A 17,566-nucleotide genomic window follows, 5' to 3' on the forward strand; every position below is an offset into this window, starting at 1 on the left:
TAGTCCAATCAGAAGCAAATTATATGGCCTGTATGCTACGTTTCGTGGCGCTCTCGAATCGGGCACATGTCCCGTTTTGCCCAGGCTGCCAAACAAAGGAGACCAGACATGAAGTTCAAGCATGGAATGCTCGGAATACTTTGCATCATGGTAGCGGGGCTGCTGCAAGTCTCCGCCGCAAGCGCTGAAACCACCTTGCAGCGCATCGTGCGCACCAGCGAGGTGCGCATCGGCTATGCCAACGAAAATCCCTTCGCCTACACGACACCGGACGGCGTCGTCACTGGCGAATCGCCCGAAATCGCCCGGAAAGTCTTCGCCAGACTGGGGGTGAAAAAAGTGGATGCCGTGTTGACCGAATGGGGCGCGCTCATTCCCGGCTTGCGCGCCGGACGCTTCGACGTGATCGCAGCGGGCATGTATGTCACGCCTGGGCGCTGCAAGCAGGTCGCTTTCGCCGATCCGCAATACCAGATCGCCGACACGCTGCTGGTATTGAAGGGCAACCCGAAGGGTCTCAAGAGCTATGCCGATATCGCCAGACAGGCCAACGTCAAACTTGCCGTGATGGCCGGCACGGCAGAACTCGGCTATGCGCGCAAGGCCGGCATCAAGGATGGGCAGATTTTGCAGGTGCCCGACACCACCGCGCAATTGCAGGCCGTGCGCACACGCCGCGCCGATGCCGCAGTCGGCACCGCGCTGACGATGAAGAGCCTCGCGGCAAAAGGCGGCGCGCAACTCGAAGCCCTCGACGATTTTATCGACGACCCCAAACACACCGGCTACGGCGCGCTTGCGTTCCGCCCCGAAGATGCCGACCTGCGCGATGCCGTCAACGAGGTGCTGCACGCCTGGCTCGGCACCGACGATCATCTGAAGACGGTTGCTCCGTTCGGCTTCGACAAGAGCAATCTGTCGGCGAAAAAGAGCGGAGAACTTTGCGGCGGCTGAGGTAAAAACACCTTCCCCAACGCGCCGCCTCCCGCCGTTCGAGCCAGGACAGGAATAGCCATGCGTGAACTCATGCCCCTGTTGATGAAGGGCACCCTCGTCACCATCGAGATCGCCCTCTACAGCATCCTGCTGGCGATTGTGATGGCGGGCCTCGCCACTGCGCTGCGCACTGCGCCGCTGCGCGTGGTGCGCTGGACCGGCAATATTTATGTCGAGGTGTTCCGCGGCACTTCCCTGCTGGTGCAGTTGTTCTGGTTCTTCTTTGTGCTGCCGCTGGCGCCCTTCAATATTGAACTGACGCCCTTTACCGTCGCCATCGTCGGCCTGGGGCTGCACTACGGGGCATATGGCTCGGAACTTCTGCGCGGCGCGCTGCACTCGGTGCCGAATGGGCAATACGAAGCAGCGCTCGCACTCAATATGAGCGCCGCCACACGCATGCGCCGCATCGTGCTGCCGCAGGCGCTTCTCAACGCGCTGCCGCCGGCGACCAACCTGATGATCGAATTGCTCAAGGGCACCTCGTTAGTCTCGCTGATCACGCTCTCTGACCTCACCTTCCGCGCGCGCCAGCTCGACGAATCCACCTTCAGGACCGCCGAAATCTTCTCGCTGACGCTGGTGATCTACTTCGTGCTGGCGCAGACCATCTCGTATGCCATGCGCCACGTCGAGCGGCGCCTGGGCAAACACATCAGCGGCCACGGCGCCGCCCCCGGCAAATGACGACGCACTTCTTCGACATGCAGTACGCGCTGCGCATCCTGCCGGAACTGTTGCGCGCATCGGTGCACACCATCGGCATCACCCTGGCCGGCTTTGCCATCGCGCTCGTGCTGGGCCTGATGCTCGCCATCATGCGGCGCAGCGAGACCCGATTCATCGCGAAGCCGACCGCATTTTTCATCGAATTCATCCGCAGCACGCCGCTGTTGATTCAGGTGTATATGCTGTTCTACGTCGCGCCACTGTATGGCATCACGATGTCGGCGCTCACCGCAGGCACGCTCGGCATCGCCGTGCATTACGCCTGTTACGTGTCGGAGGTCTATCGCGCCGGCTTGAATGGCGTGGCGCGCGGGCAATGGGAAGCCGCCTGCGCGCTGTCGCTCTCGCCGTGGCGCACCTATAGCGGCATCATCTTGCCGCAGGCCATCCGCCCCATTCTCCCCGCGCTTGGCAACTACTTCGTGGCGATGTTCAAGGACACGCCGGTGCTCTCCGCCATCACCGTGGTCGAACTGATGCAGCAGGCGAAGAACATCGGCTCCGAGACCTTCCGCTTTCTCGAACCGATCACGCTGGCCGGACTATTCTTTCTGTTGATCAGCGTGACATGCGCCTCCTGCCTGCGCCAGCTCGAACACCGCGTGAGGCTGCCATGAACACGGGTCCGCCATCGTCGCGCAGCACCCATCCGGGCCGCGACGCGGCACGCTGATGGAACACCGGGAGAAGCAAATGCAACCAGAGCCTGCACCAGATGCGTCAGCCACCCCGATGGTGCGCTTCAAGGGCGCCACCAAGCGCTATGGCGCGCTCACCGTGATCGATGCACTCCATCTCGATGTCGCCCGCAACGAGAAACTTGCGATCATCGGGCCGAGCGGCTCGGGCAAATCCACCTTGCTGCGCGTGCTGATGACGTTAGACCCGCTCACCGATGGCGTGATCGAAGTGGACGGCGAACCGCTCACGCACATGTGGCGCAGCGGCGAGCTCGTCACAGCTTCCAAACGCCATGTGCGGCAGGTGCGCAGCAAGATCGGCATGGTGTTCCAGAGCTTCAACCTGTTTGCGCACATGACCGCCATCGAGAACACGATAGAAGCGCCATTGCGCGTGCTTGGCATGTCGAAGAAGGAGGCCAGCGAGCGCGGCCGCGAGCTTCTTTCCATGGTTGGTCTGGCCGACAAATGCCATCACTACCCGTCACAGTTGTCGGGTGGCCAGCAGCAGCGCGTAGCCATCGCGCGCGCACTCGCCATGCGTCCGAAAATCATGCTCTTTGACGAAGTGACTTCTGCGCTCGACCCCGAATTGTGCGGCGAAGTGTTGAACGTCATCCGCAAGCTCGGCAGCGAGCACAACCTGACCATGCTGATGGTCACGCACCAGATGGGTTTTGCGAAGGAGTTTGCCGATCGCGTGTGCTTCTTCTCGCAAGGCAAGGTCATCGAGCAGGCAGCGCCGCAGCAATTCTTCTCCGCGCCACAGCACGAGCGCACGCAACAGTTTTTGCGGGCCGTTACGCAGGCCCTGTGAGTGATGACTGCTTTGCTCGCGCCAGCATATTGAACACACTGGAAAAAAATGGCAGAAGGCGGGGTTTTTCGAGGCCCGGTGGAAAGCAGGTCTTGCCGGGTACGACGACTTCGACGACATCGCTTAGATACCGCTGGACGCAAACACCGTCCACGGATGCGTTCCAGGCCGCCGTGCGCGCCGGCGCGCCGGCCGGCGGCCAGCACAATCCGTTATCCTGATGGCCTGTCCCACTCATTGCATGCAGTGCACGCACACACGAAGTGTCTGACCCGCATCCCGCGCGCTGGCCCGAGAGGGAGGGCAAGCGCAGTTTCTTGCAGAAAGTGGTCGAGTTCATCCATCCCGGGCCGGATTCCATGGAGGAACTCAGCGCCACCCTGGCCGAGGCTGAAAACAACCAGGTCATTGGTGCCGACGCGCGCGTGATGATCGAGCGCGTCATCCGCATGGACGACATGACGGCCGGTGATGTGATGGTGGCGGCGCCCCGCATGGACCTGATCCACATCGATGCGTCGCCCGATGCGCTGCTGGAACAGGTCATCGGCACCGCGCATTCGCGGTTTCCGGTGTACCAGGGGGCGCGCGAGAACATCATCGGCATCCTGCTGGCCAAGGATCTGCTCAAGCTGCAACGGGCTCCGGAACTGAACATCCGTGCGCTGCTGCGGCCGACCTGGTTCGTGCCCGAGAGCAAGAGGCTGAACGATTTGCTGCGCGAATTCAGGAGCAACCGCAACCACCTGGCCATCGTCATCGACGAGTTTGGCCGTGTGGCCGGACTGATCACCATCGAGGATGTGCTCGAGCAGATCGTGGGCGAGATCGAGGACGAGTTCGACATCCCCGAAGACGAGGGCGACATCTTCAGCCTGGCCGACCACAGCTACCGTGTCAGCGGCGACACGCCGATCGAGCGCGTGGCGCAGGCTTTTGCCGTCAACATCCTGGGCAGCGACCCGGACGCGCGCTTTGACACCATTGGCGGCCTGATCGCCCATCAAATCGGCCATGTGCCCACGCGGGGCGATCAGTTGCAACTCGCTGGCCTGCACTTCGTCGTGCTGCACGCCAAGGGCGGTGCGGTGCGGTGGTTCAAAGTGTCCCGGGTCGAAGAGACCGGCGCCGGCGACTGATGGCACGGGCCTGTCCGTCGTTGGCCTGGCAGTTGCCGTGGGCCCTGGTCGCGGGGCTGGCGCAGGCCGCCTCGCTGGCCTGGCCCTGGGGCGGCGAGCCGCTGTGGTGGTTGCAACTGGCATCCATGGCCATGCTGGCGTGGTTGCTGCGACCCGGGGCCGATCGGGCCGTTGCATGGCACCGGGCGGCGCTGATCGGCGGCGTATTTGCCACCGCCTGGCTGGCCAGCACGTTCTGGTGGCTGTTCATCTCCATGCACCGCTATGGCGCTCTGCCCGCGCCGCTGGCAGCGGCGGCGGTGCTGGTGCTGGCGGCTTTTTTGGCCAGCTACTACGCGGCCGCAATGGGGCTGTTTTGCCGGTTGGCGCCGCTCCACAGAGCCGGGGCAGCCCTGCTTTTCGGCGCCTGTTGGCTGCTGGCAGAACTGGCGCGGGGCAGCCTGTGGACAGGCTTCCCCTGGGGGGCCGGCGGATATGCGCATGCCGATGGCCCGTTGCGGGTGCTGGCGCGCTATGTCGGCGTGTACGGCATCGGTGCCGTGGCGGCGCTGCTGGCGCTGCTGTGCGTGCAATGGCGGCGCGCGGATCTGCGCCATTGGCCGATGTGGCTGCTGCTGTTGGCCGGTGCTGCGGCGCTGGCGCTGGCCGCCGTGCAGCGCACTTGCGCGATCGATCTGTGCGACACACCGCCGCCCTGGCGTCGGGACCCGACCTTGAGCGTCGAACTGCTGCAAGGCAATATCGCGCAGGATGAGAAATTCCGCCCGGGCAGCGGCGTGGCGCTGGCGCTCCAGTGGTACGGGCAGGCGCTGCGCACGGCCCGGGCGCAACTGGTGGTGGCGCCAGAAACCGCGCTACCGCTGCTGCCGCAGCAACTCATGCCCGGCTACCTCGAAGGCTTGGCACGGCACTACGCCCAAGGCCCGCAGGCCGCGTTGCTCGGCATCCCCTGGGGCGACCAGGCCACGGGCTATACCAACTCGGTGCTGGGTCTGAGCCCCGCGACCGGGGCGATGCCTTACCGTTACGACAAGCACCACCTGGTGCCGTTCGGCGAGTTCGTCCCGCCATTTTTCAAATGGTTCACGGCACGGATGCAGATACCGCTCGGCAACTTCAACCGGGCAGGGGTGGGCCAGGCTTCGTTCGCCTGGGCCGGCCAGCGCCTTGCGCCGAACATCTGCTATGAAGACCTGTTCGGCGAAGAGTTGGGCGCCCGCTTCATCGACCCCGCGCAGGCGCCGACGGTGTTCGTCAACCTGAGCAACATCGGCTGGTTTGGCAACACCATCGCCATCGACCAGCATTTGCAGATCAGCCGCATGCGGGCGCTGGAATTCGAGCGCCCGATGGTGCGCGCCACCAACACCGGGGCCACGGCGATCATCGACCACCGGGGCCAGGTGACGCACCAGTTGGCGCGCCACACCCGTGGCGTGCTCCGGGGCCAGGTGCATGGCCGGGGGCTGGATGCGCACAGCGGCTGGGCGATCACGCCCTACGCCTGGTGGGTCGCCCGCTGGGGCCTGTGGCCGCTGTGGGCGTTGGCGGCGCTGGCACTGGCCTGGGCCATGCGCGCGCAGCGGATGCGCAGGGCGCGTGGCGCTTGATCGGGATCAGCCCTTGCGCCGTGGCGGCGGCGCCCGGCGGGCCGGCACCGGCCGTGGCCCGCGCCATGCCTTGATAATGGAGCCCCGCCTGCGCGGGCGGGGCGCGGCCACGATGATTTGCGGCGGGGCCACCGCTGCTTTGGAGCACAACTGAAAATGGCAGATTCCTTTTCCTACGAGCAACTGATCGCCTCGGGCGAGGGCCGATTGTTCGGCGCCGACAGCGGGCGTCTGCCGTTGCCGCCGATGCTGATGTTCGACCGCATCACGCATATCGACAGCGATGGTGGCGCGCACGGGCTGGGAAAGATCCGTGCCGAGCTCGATCTGCGCCCTGACCTGTGGTTTTTTGCCTGCCATTTTCAGGGCGACCCGGTGATGCCCGGCTGCCTGGGGCTTGACGCCATGTGGCAGTTGATCGGCTTTTACCTGACCTGGCTGCAACTGCCCGGTCGCGGCCGCGCGCTGGGGGCGGGCGAGGTCAAGTTCACCGGCGAGGTAGGCCCCGGCGTGCAGCGGCTGAGCTACGACATCGACATCAAGCGCGTCATCCGGCGCAAATTGGTGATGGCCATTGGCGATGCCCGCCTGCTGGCCGATGGCAAGGAAATCTATCTGGCCAGCGACCTGCGTGTGGGCCTGTTCAAACATGGGTCAGACGGCGCAGCACAAGGAGCCGCAGCATGAAACGTGTGGTGATCACCGGCACGGGCATCGTCTCGTGCATAGGCAACGACATGGCCACGGTCACGCAGTCGCTGCGTGCTGGCCGCTCGGGCATCCGCGCCATGCCCCAGTTCAGCGAGTTGGGCATGCGCAGCCAGGTGGCGGGCGTGCCGCAGATCGACCTGGAAGCGCAGATCGACCGCAAGCAACTGCGCTTCATGGGCGATGCAGCGGCCTACGCGCATATTGCGCTGGCCCGCGCGGTGGCCGAATCGGGCCTGGCCCCCGGGCAGGTGTCGCACCCGCGCACCGGCCTGATCATGGGCTCGGGCGGCGGCTCGCCGGCCAACCAGATCGAGGCCGCCGACATCCTGCGCAGCAAGGGCATCCGCCGCGTCGGGCCGTACCAGGTCACGCGCTGCATGGGCTCGACGGTGTCGGCCTGCCTGTCGACCCACTTCGGCATCAAGGGCATCAACTACTCCATCACCTCGGCCTGCAGCACCTCGGCGCATTGCATAGGCGCGGCGGCCCAGCAGATTGCCTGGGGCATGCAGGACGTGATGTTTGCCGGCGGCGGCGAGGAAGTCACCTGGGGCATGGGCCTGCTGTTCGACGCCATGGGCGCGATGTCCAGCGCCTACAACGCCACGCCCGAGAAGGCATCGCGCGCCTACGACGCCCGGCGCGACGGCTTCGTGCTCTCGGGCGGCGGCGGCGCCGTGGTGCTCGAAAGCCTGGAGCATGCCCAGGCGCGCGGCGCCACCATCCTGGGCGAGTTGATCGGCTTTGGCGCCACCTCCGACGGCGCCGACATGGTGGCCCCATCGGGCGACGGCGCCGTGGCCTGCATGCGCCAGGCCATCGCCACGGTCCAAGAGCCGATCGACTACATCAACACCCACGGCACCTCCACCCCCGTCGGCGATGTGCCCGAGTTGCGCGCCATCCGCACCGTGTTTGGCGCGGCGATACCGCCGTTTTCGTCAACCAAGTCGCTGACCGGCCACTCGCTCGGAGCCACCGGCGTGCAAGAGGCCATCTACTGCCTGCTGATGCTGCGCCAGGGCTTCATCGCCGGATCGGCCAACATCGAAACGCTGGAACCCGAAGCCGAGGGCATGCCCCTGGTGCGCGCCACGCGCGACGCGCCGATCCGCACGGCGCTGTCCAACAGCTTCGGTTTTGGCGGCACCAACGCCAGCCTGGTGCTGCGCCGCTGGGAACCCGCCGCGCCGCACGGCGCGTAGGCAGGGCTTGCATGAATACACCGTGCGCTGGAACCTTGCTGTATCGCCGGATGTCGATCAGGCCGTGCAGTGGGCGCGTGGGACGCATGGGTGTTGATTTCGTCGAGCGGCCCCACCTTGCGTCATCTATTGCGCTTGACACGGGCCCCGCTTCGGGCCGGTGACATCGGTGGCACAGCTTGACGAACTGCGGCGCGTGAGTCGGGAGTGGATTTCGATCATTAAATGCGAATTGACAACCAGATCAATGCAGTGCAGATGAAAAATACCGAACCACTGACTCGACTTGCCCGTCAAGCGCCAAAAAATATCAAATCAGATGGAGATACCGATGCGCAAAAAAGTCATTAACCGCTTCAATGAAAAATCACAAAATGAGAGTTCAGAAGTCAGAAATCGAGTGGCCGATTGTCTGATTTTGGTGATAATGCCGATTCTTGCGATATACATGGCTGGATTCATGAAAGTATCAGATGAAACACCAAAAATCACGGACTAAACCACCGGTAATGCAGGCAGACACGGTCGCCGTGAATGCGTTGAGCACCCGGGTCGAAAAGTTCCGTAGCCTGGTCATCGTTGCGCTGTTACCTGGATGTAGGTCGCTATGAATCTCGTCCCGTACCGCCTGTACCATAGTCACATGGTTGAGGTAAAGCGTCGATTCAGAGCGATTGATCGAATACTGGGCGCCAAGGAGCCAATAACCTTGACGGCCGAGTTTGACGATGAATTCATGTGGCTGCAGTTGCGTCAGATCGTTGAGCTCGTGACGTACTCAGCGATCGCTGCCGATAAAGAACGGTACGCTGCGTTCCGCCAAGATCAGAGCGTTGACTACCGATGTGACAGAAAGCCGGGCAAGATACTCAATCACTTGCCAGAGATCAGCCTCCGTTGCCTGCCGAAGCCACTGGGCGCCACCGTGTCTCAGGCGGATGGAACCACGCACTTCGAGGAAGGCGAGGGGGGTTGCACTGCAAAAGAGTTGCGTGATCGGTTCAAAAATATTCTCGACACAGCGGGTCAGCATTTGCACGCGGTCAACCCGTTCAACGAGAAAACTGTGATCGACCAAAAGGAACGCCTTGTCATTGCAAGGAAGCGGATCAACATGGAAACGGAGTTCTTGAAAAGAGTGCTTTGGAAGCACGTCAAATTTGGGTCGCAATTCCAACCTGGCGAGTCACCGCGTGTGCCCGAGAGACCGAAACAGGCATCGATCCAACAGGCCTGGGTCGTCGAGTTCGGTGCCCCCGGAACCGATAGCGTTCGGATCGTGCTGGCCGAGTCCCCCTGAGGGCGGCTCCTTGGGTTTCCTCGTTCCCGGTGCGACTGCGGGTGGCCCGGCGCCGGTTTTTCATGCAGCGGCCGGGCGGTGTGCTCTTTGCGGGGCGCCTGCCGCTGCACCGTAAAATCATCGGCTGGCGTGCGCCCGGGACACCCGTCATCCGTTGCCTGTTCGACGGCGGGCACGCAAAGTCCGCCTTCCTTCCCCCTTGCTTGCCCGGCCCTGGCGGGTCGGCGCCACCGATGCCATGTTGACATTCCAGCAGATCATTTTGCAGTTGCAGTCCTACTGGGACGCACAGGGCTGCGCGCTTTTGCAGCCTTATGACATGGAGGTGGGCGCAGGCACCTCGCACACCGCGACCTTTCTGCGCGCCATTGGGCCGGAGCCTTGGAAGGCCGCCTATGTGCAGCCGAGCCGCCGGCCCAAGGACGGGCGCCATGGCGAAAATCCGAACCGCTTGCAGCATTACTACCAGTTCCAGGTGGTCTTGAAGCCCGCACCCGCTGGCATTCTGGATCTGTACCTGGGCTCGCTGCAGGCGCTGGGCCTGGATTTGCAGCGCAACGACATCCGCTTTGTCGAAGACGATTGGGAGAACCCCACGCTGGGCGCCTGGGGTCTGGGCTGGGAGGTCTGGCTCAACGGCATGGAGGTGACGCAACTGACCTATTTCCAGCAGGTCGGCGGCATCGATTGCCGGCCCGTCACCGGTGAGATCACCTATGGCCTGGAGCGTCTGGCGATGTACTTGCAGGGCGTGGACCGGGTCTACGACCTGACCTGGACCGAAGGCGACGCCCGGCTCAGCTATGGCGATGTGTACCTGCAAAACGAGGTCGAGCAGTCGCGCTACAACTTCGAGCACAGCGATGCGGACTTTTTGTTCACCGCCTTTGGCGCGCATGAAAAGCAGGCCCGGCACCTGATCGGGCAGCAACTGGCCCTGCCGGCCTACGAGCAGGTGCTCAAGGCTGCGCACAGCTTCAACCTGCTCGACGCGCGCGGCGCCATCAGCGTGACCGAGCGGGCCGCTTACGTCGCGCGCATCCGCAACCTGGCCCGCGCCGTGGCGCAAAGCTACTACGAGAGCCGCGAGCGCCTGGGCTTTCCGATGGCGCCGCGTGCCTGGGTGGAACAAATACAAATGACAAATGGCCAGCAAGGTCGCTTGATCGGAGCCTCTGAAAAATGACGAGCCGCAATCTTCTGGTCGAACTGCTGGTGCAGGAACTGCCCCCGAAGGCGCTGCAAAAATTGGGCGAGGCTTTCGCCGCCGTGCTCGGCGAGCAGTTGCTGGCCCTGGGCCTGGCCAGCACGGCGTCGGTGGTGACGCCTTATGCCTCGCCGCGCCGCCTGGCCGCCCATGTCAGCGCCGTGGCCGAGCGGGCGCCCGACCGGGCGGTGCAGCAAAAGCTGATGCCCGTCGCCGTGGGGCTGGATGCCGCTGGCCAGCCCAGTCCGGCGCTGCTCAAGAAACTGCAGGCGCTGGGGGCCGATATCTGCGACCCGGCCGCCGCCGTGGCTGCGCTGCGGCGCGCGCAGGACGGCAAGGGCCAGGCGCTGTTCTACGACCGCATCGTGCCCGGCGCCACGCTCGCGGCGGGCCTGCAGCAGGCGCTCGACGAGGCCATTGCCAAGCTGCCCATCCCGAAGGTGATGAGCTACCAGCTCGAGACCGACTGCGCGCTGCCCGGCTGGAGCAGCGTGAACTTCGTGCGCCCCGCGCAGGGCCTGGTGGCGCTGCACGGCAGCACCGTGGTGCCGGTAAAGGCGCTGGGCCTGACCGCAGGCAACTGCACGCAGGGCCATCGCTTCGAGGCCGTGGTGTCGCCGGTGCTGCTGTCCGATGCCGACGGCTATGCCGCCACGCTGCGCAGCGACGGTGCCGTGATCGCCAGTTTTGCCGAGCGCAGGGCCGAGATTGCGCACCAGTTGGCCGCAGCGGCCGCCAGCCTGGGCCGCGCCGTGCGCGTGATCGAAGACCAGGCGCTGCTCGACGAGGTGACGGGGCTGGTCGAGCGCCCCCGGGTGCTGGTCTGCGAGTTCGAGTCCCGCTTTCTCGACATCCCGCAGGAATGCCTGATCCTGACGATGAAGGCGCACCAGAAATACTTCCCGCTGCTCGATGCCGCAGGCCGGCTGACGCACCAGTTCCTGGTGGTCAGCAACATCAGCCCCGAAGACCCCCATTGGGTGATCGATGGCAACCAGCGCGTGGTGCGCCCACGGCTGGCCGATGCCCAGTTCTTCTTCGACCAGGACCGCAGGAAACCGCTGGCCGCGCGCGTCGATGCGCTCTGCAAGGTGGTCTACCACCACCAGTTGGGCACGCAGGCCGAGCGCGTGCAGCGCGTGCGCGCGATCGCGGCGCTGATTGCCAGGACCATGGCCGAAACCACGGCCGGGCCATGGGCCGACGCCGCGCTGGCGCAGCAGGCCGACCAGGCCGCGCTGCTGGCCAAGGCCGACCTGGTGACCGGCATGGTGGGCGAGTTTCCCGAATTGCAAGGCACGATGGGCCGCTACTACGCGCTCAACGACGGCCTGGGCGAGGTGATTGCCGACGCCATCGAAGACCATTACAAGCCCCGTTTTGCCGGCGACAGCCTGCCGCGCAACCGGGTCGGCGTGGTGCTGGCGCTGGCCGACAAGCTCGAAACCCTGGTGGGCATGTTCGGCACCGGCAACCTGCCCACCGGCGAGCGCGATCCGTTTGCGCTGCGCCGCCATGCACTGGGCCTGATCCGCATGTTGGTCGAAAAGGAGGTGCCGCTGGAACTGCATGCGCTGCTGGCCGGCGCCTGGTCCGTGTTTGGCGACAAGATCGGCCAGGACCTGTCCGCGCTGACCGACTTCATCTACGAGCGCCTGGCCGGCAGCCTGCGCGAGCAGGGCTATGGCGCCCGGGAAGTCGATGCCGTGCTGGCACAGCGCCCGCAGCGCCTGGCGCTGGTGGAAAAGCGGCTCGCCGCCGTGCGCGCCTTTGCCGCGTTGCCCGAAAGCCCCGCGCTGGCCGCCGCCAACAAGCGCGTGGCCAACATCCTGAAAAAGGCCGATGCCGTCGACCCGCATGTCAACCCCGGGTTGTTGCGGGAGCAGGCCGAGCAAGACCTGTACGCCGCATTGCAGCGCTTCGTGCCCGAGGCGGATGCGCAGTTCGACGCCGGCGACTACAGCCTCAGCCTGCAAACCCTGGCCGTGCTGCGCGCGCCGGTGGATGCGTTCTTCGACGATGTGCTGGTCAACGTCGAGCAGATGGACCTGCGCCTGAACCGCCTGGGCCTGCTCAAGAGCCTGCACCAGGCCATGAACCGCGTGGCCGATCTGTCGCGGCTGGCGGCATGACCCCGGCGATGGCGTGAAGCGCCCCCCATCTCGTCTGCGGCGCCCGCCCCGGGGTGGCAGCCCGTGGCTTTGGCCCTTCGAGGCGGCGACCCTGGCGTGGGCCGGGTCCGCTTCATCCGGCGTGGAAAACTGATAGGCTGGCGGCCGTGACACACGGACACTAAAAGCACACCATGAAACTGGCCATCCTGGACCGCGACGGCACCCTGAACCCGCTCGGGGATGACTACATCACCTCGGCCGACGAGTGGACGGCCGTGCCGGGCGCGCTCGAAGCCATTGCGCGGCTCAACCATGCGGGCTGGCATGTGGTGGTGGCGACCAACCAGCCGGGGCTGGGCCGGGGCCTGTTCGACGTGGTGGCGCTGCATGCCATCCACGCCAAGATGCACCGGCAGCAGGCGGCGCTGGGCGGGCGCATCGACGCGGTGTTCTACTGCCCGCACGCGCTCGATGAAGACTGCAACTGCCGCAAACCCGCGCCCGGTTTGCTCGAACAGATCTGCGAGCGCTATGGCGTCGAGCCGCACGACGTGCAGGTGGTGGGCAACTGCGCGGCCCATTTGCAGGCCGGCGCGGCGCTGGGCGCGCAACTGCACCTGGTGTGCACCGGCCACTCGGCCGCTCTGGTGCCGGGCGGGCCTGTGCCCGCAGGGCTGGCGCCAGGCACGCAGGTGCATGCCAGCCTGGGCGATTTCGTCGACCGCCTGCTGCTTGCGGCGCCCGCTGCACCCGGTGCCGGCTTCAGTGTTGCCCTGTCCGTTGGACCGATGGCCCGACAGCGCATGATTTGATGGCGCCCGTGCGCAGAAAGACCCACCCCGTGGCCGCGATCCGCTCCGTCATTCACCTGCTGTGGATGGGCCTGACCGTGGTGCCCTACGCGCTGGCCATCCTGCTCGGCGCGCTGCTCGGGCTGCGGGCGGCCTGGCTGTACCGCATCGCCGCCGCCTGGCTGTCGCTGTGCATCAGCAGCGCCCGCGTGATCCTGGGCATTCGCACCGAGGTGACGGGCCTGGAGAACCTGCCGCAGGGCGCGCGCCAGGGGGCCGTCTTGCTGGTCAAGCACCAGTCGGCCTACGAGACCTTGCTGCTGCCGACGATCATGCCGCACCCGCTGGCCTATGTGTTCAAGAAGGAACTGCTGCAACTGCCGTTCTTCGGCTGGGCCATTGGCCGGCTCCAGATGATCCACATCGACCGCAAGCAGCGCCTGCGCGCCTTCCACAAACTGGTGCAGCAAGGCCGGCAACTGCTGGCCGAGGGCATCTGGATCATCATGTTCCCCGAAGGCACGCGCATCGAACGCGGCCAAACGGGCGTCTACCAGACCGGCGGCGCACGCCTGGCGATAGACACCGGCGTGCCGGTGGTGCCGATTGCCGTGACCTCGGCCCGGGTCTGGCCGCCCCGGGCCTTCATCAAGCGCCCCGGCGTGGTGCAGGTATCGATCGGCAAACCCATCGCCAGCACCGGCCGCCGGAGCGATGAACTGATGCGCGAGGTGCAGACCTGGATCGAAGCCGAGATGCGCCGCCTGGACCCCGATGCCTACCCTGCCGGGGCCGGCACCGCAGCGGCCAGCGCCAGCGCCGCAGGGGTTGCTGGCAGCACCAGCGCCGGGGCCGACACCATCGGCCACTGAAGCGGCCATGTCGCAGCAGTTGGCGCTGTTCGAGCTGCCGCCCGGCCCCGCTCCAAGGGCCGGCGACAGGCAGCCCGTGATTGCGCCGGCGCAGGCCGGACATGCGCCCATGGCGGGCAAAACGAGGGCCAAGCCAACGGCGCCAGCAGCCACCGCGCCGGCCTCGCTGCTGGCCCCGGTCGAATTTCGCCACCCCCGGGCCAGTCGCGAACTGCGCTTGGGCGATGCCGTGGTGGCCTATGCGTTGCAGCGCGTGCGCCGCCGCAGCATAGGGTTTACCGTGGGGCCGGATGGCCTCTCGGTGCGCGCGCCGGGCTGGGTCACGCTGGGCGCGGTGGATGCGGCCTTGCGCGAGAAGGCCGACTGGATACTGCGCAAGCTGTCCGAAGCGCGGCAGCGTCAGCAGCGCCTGGAAAGCGCGCGCATCGTCTGGGCCGATGGCGCGCTGCTGCCCTACCTGGGCGAGCCGCTGCAACTGGTGCTCGATCCGGGCCATGGTTTTTCCGACCCGGGCGCGGTGCTGCTGGCGTGCGCCGGATCCGGGGATGCGCCGCGCCTGCAGATAGCCCTGCCCCACAGCGCGACGGCGGCGCAGATCCGCGATGCCGTGCAGGCTTGGCTGATGCGCGCCGCGCGCCGCCACTTCAGCGCCCGGCTCGATCACTTTGCCCCGCTGCTGGGCGTGCGCTGGTCCCGCCTGCGCCTGTCGAGCGCGCAGACCCGCTGGGGCAGTGCCAAGGCCGACGGCTCGATCCGCCTGAACTGGCGCTTGCTGCACTACCGCCCGGCCATCATCGACTATGTGGTGGCGCATGAACTGGCCCATTTGCGCGTGATGGACCACAGCCCGCGTTTCTGGGACACGGTGGCCAGCGTGGTGCCCGACTACGCCCGGCTGCGCGGCCATCTGCGCGACGCGCCTGCGCCGCTCTGGGAGTGATCGCACGACCCATCCCCCCTCGACGGGGCCAGGCCAGCGGCCAGGCTCCGGCCGGCGCCGCCGAGTCCGTCGCGAGCGCGCCCGCTGCATGCATCGCGTGGCATGATGGAAAACCGATGCCCGAGGAAACGACGCCGATGACCACCGAACACACAACCCCAACCCCAGCCTCGGCCTCGGCCTCGGCCGCCATGCCGCGCCCGGCCGATGGCTATGCCGGCGATGTCACGCCCGAACTGGCCTGGCAGTGGCTGCAAAGCGGCCAGGCGGTGCTGGTGGATGTGCGCAGCGACGCCGAGCGCGAATGGGTCGGGCAGGTGCCGGGCGCCGTGGCCGTGGCCTGGAAGCAGTGGCCCGGCATGGCGCTGAACGCGGATTTCGACGCGCAACTGCGCGCCGCCGTGCCTGCAGGCGGCCGTGCCGTGCTGCTGTGCCGCAGCGGCGTGCGCTCGATCGCTGCCGCGCGCCGCGCCACCGCTTTGGGCATCAGCGCGTACAACATCCTGGAAGGCTTCGAGGGCGACGCCGATGCCCAGGGCCAGCGCGGCCACCGGGGCGGCTGGCGCTTTCGCGGCCTGCCTTGGCGGCAGGGCTGATTCCATTGCTGAATCATCCGTGCACGTCGCCGGCTTCGCTTGCCGTGCATCCGTGCTGTCTGCGCTACGCCTGCGCGTTCACGAACGGTTTGGAAATGGAATGAGCGGGCGGCGCGGCGGGCAAAACCCGGGATAATCCGCCGCATGACTTTTCTGGCCATCGACGTCGGTAACACCCGCCTCAAATGGGCGTTGTACGACGCCCCGCGTGCCGGGGCCGCGTTGCGCGCGCATGGCGTCGAGTTCCTGGACCATATCGACCGGCTGGCCGAAGGCAGTTGGGCGCGGTTGCCGCCGCCCGGGCATATGCTCGGCTGCGTGGTGGCCGGCGATGCGGTCAAGCGCCGGGTGCAAGAGCAGATGGAAATCTGGGATGTGACGCCCTCCTGGGTGGTCGCGTCGGCGCAGGAGGCGGGCCTGAGCAATGGCTACGACCATCCGTCGCGCCTGGGCGCCGACCGCTGGGTGGCGATGATCGGCGCGCGCCAGCATGTGCTGGCCCGGGGGCCGGCGCGGCCGCTGGTGCTGGTGATGGTGGGCACGGCGGTCACGGTCGAATGCGTAGACGCGCAGGGCCGCTTCATCGGTGGTCTGATCCTGCCGGGCCACGGGATCATGCTGCGCGCGCTCGAGTCAGGCACGGCCGGCCTGCATGTGCCCACGGGCGAAGTGCGCCTGTTTCCCACCAATACCAGCGACGCGCTGACCAGCGGCGGCACCTATGCGATTGCCGGCGCGGTCGAGCGCATGGTGCAGCATGTCATTGCGCACTGCGGCACAGAGCCGATCTGCCTGATGACCGGCGGCGCGGGCTGGAAGGTGGCGCCGAGCATGACGCGACCGTTCGAACTGTTGGAAAACCTGATCTTCGATGGCCTGCTGGAGATCGCGATGCGCCGCCTGGCCGCTGCGTAGCATTGCCCCGTCGCGCGCCACCCGCGAGCGACGAAACCGGCGCGCCGACGAGCCAGCGTCGCCCTTCGGGCCAGCCACGCTGGCAGCCGCCCGTCAAACCAGCGTCGCCGGCCTCACCCCGTCAGGGATGTGACTGGTGTCGCGTCACCGATCATCTGTCGGTCTGCGCTGGCCATCGAAGCGCATCGCGGCGTTGCATCGCTTGCCAATACGCTCGGTATGGGCTGCGCGCAGCCTACGACATCTGATCGGTGACGCGACACCAGGCAGAGCCGGCCAAGCACTTCAGGCCGATGGGGTGGTGCCGTCGTAGTTGGCCGGGTCCGCTGCGGCAGCAGACCTTCTCCTGCGTGTCGTTTTGCTGGCGACGACCTGCTCGGCGGGGGCACGCCGCCTGGTGGCGGTCTTCCTGGCGGGGGCCTTGGCGCCGCCCTGGGCCAGGGCATCCACGCGGGCGTTCAGCGCGTCCAGGTCGCGCGCCGATGGCACGCCCAGTTTGGACAGGGCCTTGGTCACGCTGTTTTCGACGATGCTTTCGATCTTGCTGCCGAACCTGTCCCATTGGCCCTGGGCCTTGGTGCCGATGTCGCTGGCCATCGAGCTCATGCTATGGCTGGCATCGGAGAGCTTTTCTTCGGCCACGGCCTGGGTCTTGCGCTGAATGGTCAGGCCCTCCTTGACCAAGGCTTCAAATACTTTGCCACCTTCTTGCTGCGCCTTGGAGAAAGCACCCAGGCCCGCCAGCCAGATCTGCTGGGCCGAGTTTTTGACGGTGCTGGCGAACTGGGCCTTGCCCTTTTTCTTGTCGGTGTCGGATTTTTGCGGTTTCTTGACCATGGGGCCTCCATTGGTGGGTGGGTAGCGCCAGGGCTGCCTGCCGCTGGCGTATCCGCACTGTACGCCACAGCGCAGCGCAGGGGTAGGCGCAAAGTAGCAGGTGCAGC

The 17,566-nt window shown here is 66.1% G+C and carries 19 protein-coding genes; 18 read left to right on the top strand and 1 reads right to left on the bottom strand.

Annotated features, from left to right (window positions below; translation table 11 throughout):
- Positions 1-126: 126 nt before the first annotated feature.
- The 18 genes from ehuB to VEIS_RS28590 all read left to right on the top strand — a co-directional run bounded on the left by ehuB (position 127) and on the right by VEIS_RS28590 (position 16,935).
- Positions 127-954 carry an ectoine/hydroxyectoine ABC transporter substrate-binding protein EhuB gene (ehuB, locus tag VEIS_RS10525; protein ID WP_232287935.1) on the top strand — a complete coding sequence of 276 codons (828 nt, stop codon included), beginning with the start codon at positions 127-129 and terminating at the stop codon, positions 952-954.
- Between the two features lie 60 nt (positions 955-1,014).
- Positions 1,015-1,683 carry an ectoine/hydroxyectoine ABC transporter permease subunit EhuC gene (gene ehuC, locus VEIS_RS10530; protein ID WP_011809908.1) on the top strand — a complete coding sequence of 223 codons (669 nt, stop codon included), beginning with the start codon at positions 1,015-1,017 and terminating at the stop codon, positions 1,681-1,683.
- Complete coding sequence (gene ehuD / locus VEIS_RS10535; RefSeq protein ID WP_011809909.1) at positions 1,680-2,342, top strand: ectoine/hydroxyectoine ABC transporter permease subunit EhuD; 663 nt, start codon at positions 1,680-1,682, stop codon at positions 2,340-2,342. The genes ehuC and ehuD overlap by 4 nt, the downstream gene beginning before the upstream one ends.
- Before the next feature lie 76 nt (positions 2,343-2,418).
- Positions 2,419-3,222, top strand: a complete 804-nt coding sequence (gene ehuA, locus VEIS_RS10540) for an ectoine/hydroxyectoine ABC transporter ATP-binding protein EhuA (RefSeq protein ID WP_011809910.1) — start codon at positions 2,419-2,421, stop codon at positions 3,220-3,222.
- Between the two features lie 263 nt (positions 3,223-3,485).
- Positions 3,486-4,361 (top strand): HlyC/CorC family transporter, encoded by an 876-nt coding sequence (locus tag VEIS_RS10545; RefSeq protein ID WP_011809911.1) that lies wholly within the window; start codon positions 3,486-3,488, stop codon positions 4,359-4,361.
- Entirely contained in the window at positions 4,361-5,971 is a 1,611-nt protein-coding gene (lnt, locus tag VEIS_RS10550; RefSeq protein ID WP_011809912.1) for an apolipoprotein N-acyltransferase, read from the top strand. The genes VEIS_RS10545 and lnt overlap by 1 nt, the downstream gene beginning before the upstream one ends.
- Before the next feature lie 156 nt (positions 5,972-6,127).
- Positions 6,128-6,658: a 3-hydroxyacyl-[acyl-carrier-protein] dehydratase FabA gene (gene fabA / locus VEIS_RS10555; RefSeq protein WP_011809913.1), complete on the top strand. Its 531-nt coding sequence runs from the start codon at positions 6,128-6,130 to the stop codon at positions 6,656-6,658.
- The gene (gene fabB, locus VEIS_RS10560; RefSeq protein ID WP_011809914.1) at positions 6,655-7,887 is read left to right on the top strand and encodes a beta-ketoacyl-ACP synthase I; all 1,233 of its coding nucleotides are present in this window, start codon (positions 6,655-6,657) and stop codon (positions 7,885-7,887) included. Before fabA ends, fabB begins: the two co-directional genes overlap by 4 nt.
- Positions 7,888-8,218: 331 nt before the next feature.
- Positions 8,219-8,386, top strand: a complete 168-nt coding sequence (locus VEIS_RS28585; protein WP_157048468.1) for a hypothetical protein — start codon at positions 8,219-8,221, stop codon at positions 8,384-8,386.
- A 210-nt stretch (positions 8,387-8,596) separates the two neighbouring features.
- Positions 8,597-9,187, top strand: a complete 591-nt coding sequence (locus VEIS_RS10565) for a hypothetical protein (RefSeq protein ID WP_157048469.1) — start codon at positions 8,597-8,599, stop codon at positions 9,185-9,187.
- A 238-nt stretch (positions 9,188-9,425) separates the two neighbouring features.
- On the top strand, positions 9,426-10,373 hold the full coding sequence (gene glyQ / locus VEIS_RS10570; RefSeq protein ID WP_049774061.1) for a glycine--tRNA ligase subunit alpha: 948 nt from the start codon (positions 9,426-9,428) through the stop codon (positions 10,371-10,373).
- Complete coding sequence (gene glyS, locus VEIS_RS10575; RefSeq protein WP_011809917.1) at positions 10,370-12,526, top strand: glycine--tRNA ligase subunit beta; 2,157 nt, start codon at positions 10,370-10,372, stop codon at positions 12,524-12,526. The genes glyQ and glyS overlap by 4 nt, the downstream gene beginning before the upstream one ends.
- A 173-nt stretch (positions 12,527-12,699) precedes the next feature.
- Positions 12,700-13,320, top strand: a complete 621-nt coding sequence (gene gmhB, locus VEIS_RS10580; protein ID WP_011809918.1) for a D-glycero-beta-D-manno-heptose 1,7-bisphosphate 7-phosphatase — start codon at positions 12,700-12,702, stop codon at positions 13,318-13,320.
- Between the two features lie 29 nt (positions 13,321-13,349).
- Positions 13,350-14,171: a lysophospholipid acyltransferase family protein gene (locus VEIS_RS10585; protein ID WP_049774062.1), complete on the top strand. Its 822-nt coding sequence runs from the start codon at positions 13,350-13,352 to the stop codon at positions 14,169-14,171.
- Positions 14,172-14,178: 7 nt separating this feature from the next.
- A complete protein-coding gene (locus VEIS_RS10590; RefSeq protein ID WP_011809920.1) occupies positions 14,179-15,111 on the top strand; it encodes a M48 family metallopeptidase in 933 nt (310 codons plus the stop codon).
- A gap of 191 nt (positions 15,112-15,302) precedes the next feature.
- On the top strand, positions 15,303-15,707 hold the full coding sequence (locus VEIS_RS10595; RefSeq protein WP_041950742.1) for a rhodanese-like domain-containing protein: 405 nt from the start codon (positions 15,303-15,305) through the stop codon (positions 15,705-15,707).
- Positions 15,708-15,851: 144 nt separating this feature from the next.
- The gene (locus VEIS_RS10600) at positions 15,852-16,622 is read left to right on the top strand and encodes a type III pantothenate kinase (RefSeq protein ID WP_011809922.1); all 771 of its coding nucleotides are present in this window, start codon (positions 15,852-15,854) and stop codon (positions 16,620-16,622) included.
- Between the two features lie 136 nt (positions 16,623-16,758).
- Entirely contained in the window at positions 16,759-16,935 is a 177-nt protein-coding gene (locus VEIS_RS28590) for a hypothetical protein (RefSeq protein WP_232287895.1), read from the top strand.
- Here the strand turns inward: VEIS_RS28590 and VEIS_RS10605 are convergent.
- Complete coding sequence (locus tag VEIS_RS10605; protein WP_011809924.1) at positions 16,908-17,459, bottom strand: phasin family protein; 552 nt, start codon at positions 17,457-17,459, stop codon at positions 16,908-16,910. The genes VEIS_RS28590 and VEIS_RS10605 overlap by 28 nt on opposite strands.
- Positions 17,460-17,566: the final 107 nt, after the last annotated feature.

The sequence above is a fragment of the Verminephrobacter eiseniae EF01-2 genome, assembly GCF_000015565.1.
Lineage (GTDB): Bacteria > Pseudomonadota > Gammaproteobacteria > Burkholderiales > Burkholderiaceae_C > Acidovorax > Acidovorax eiseniae.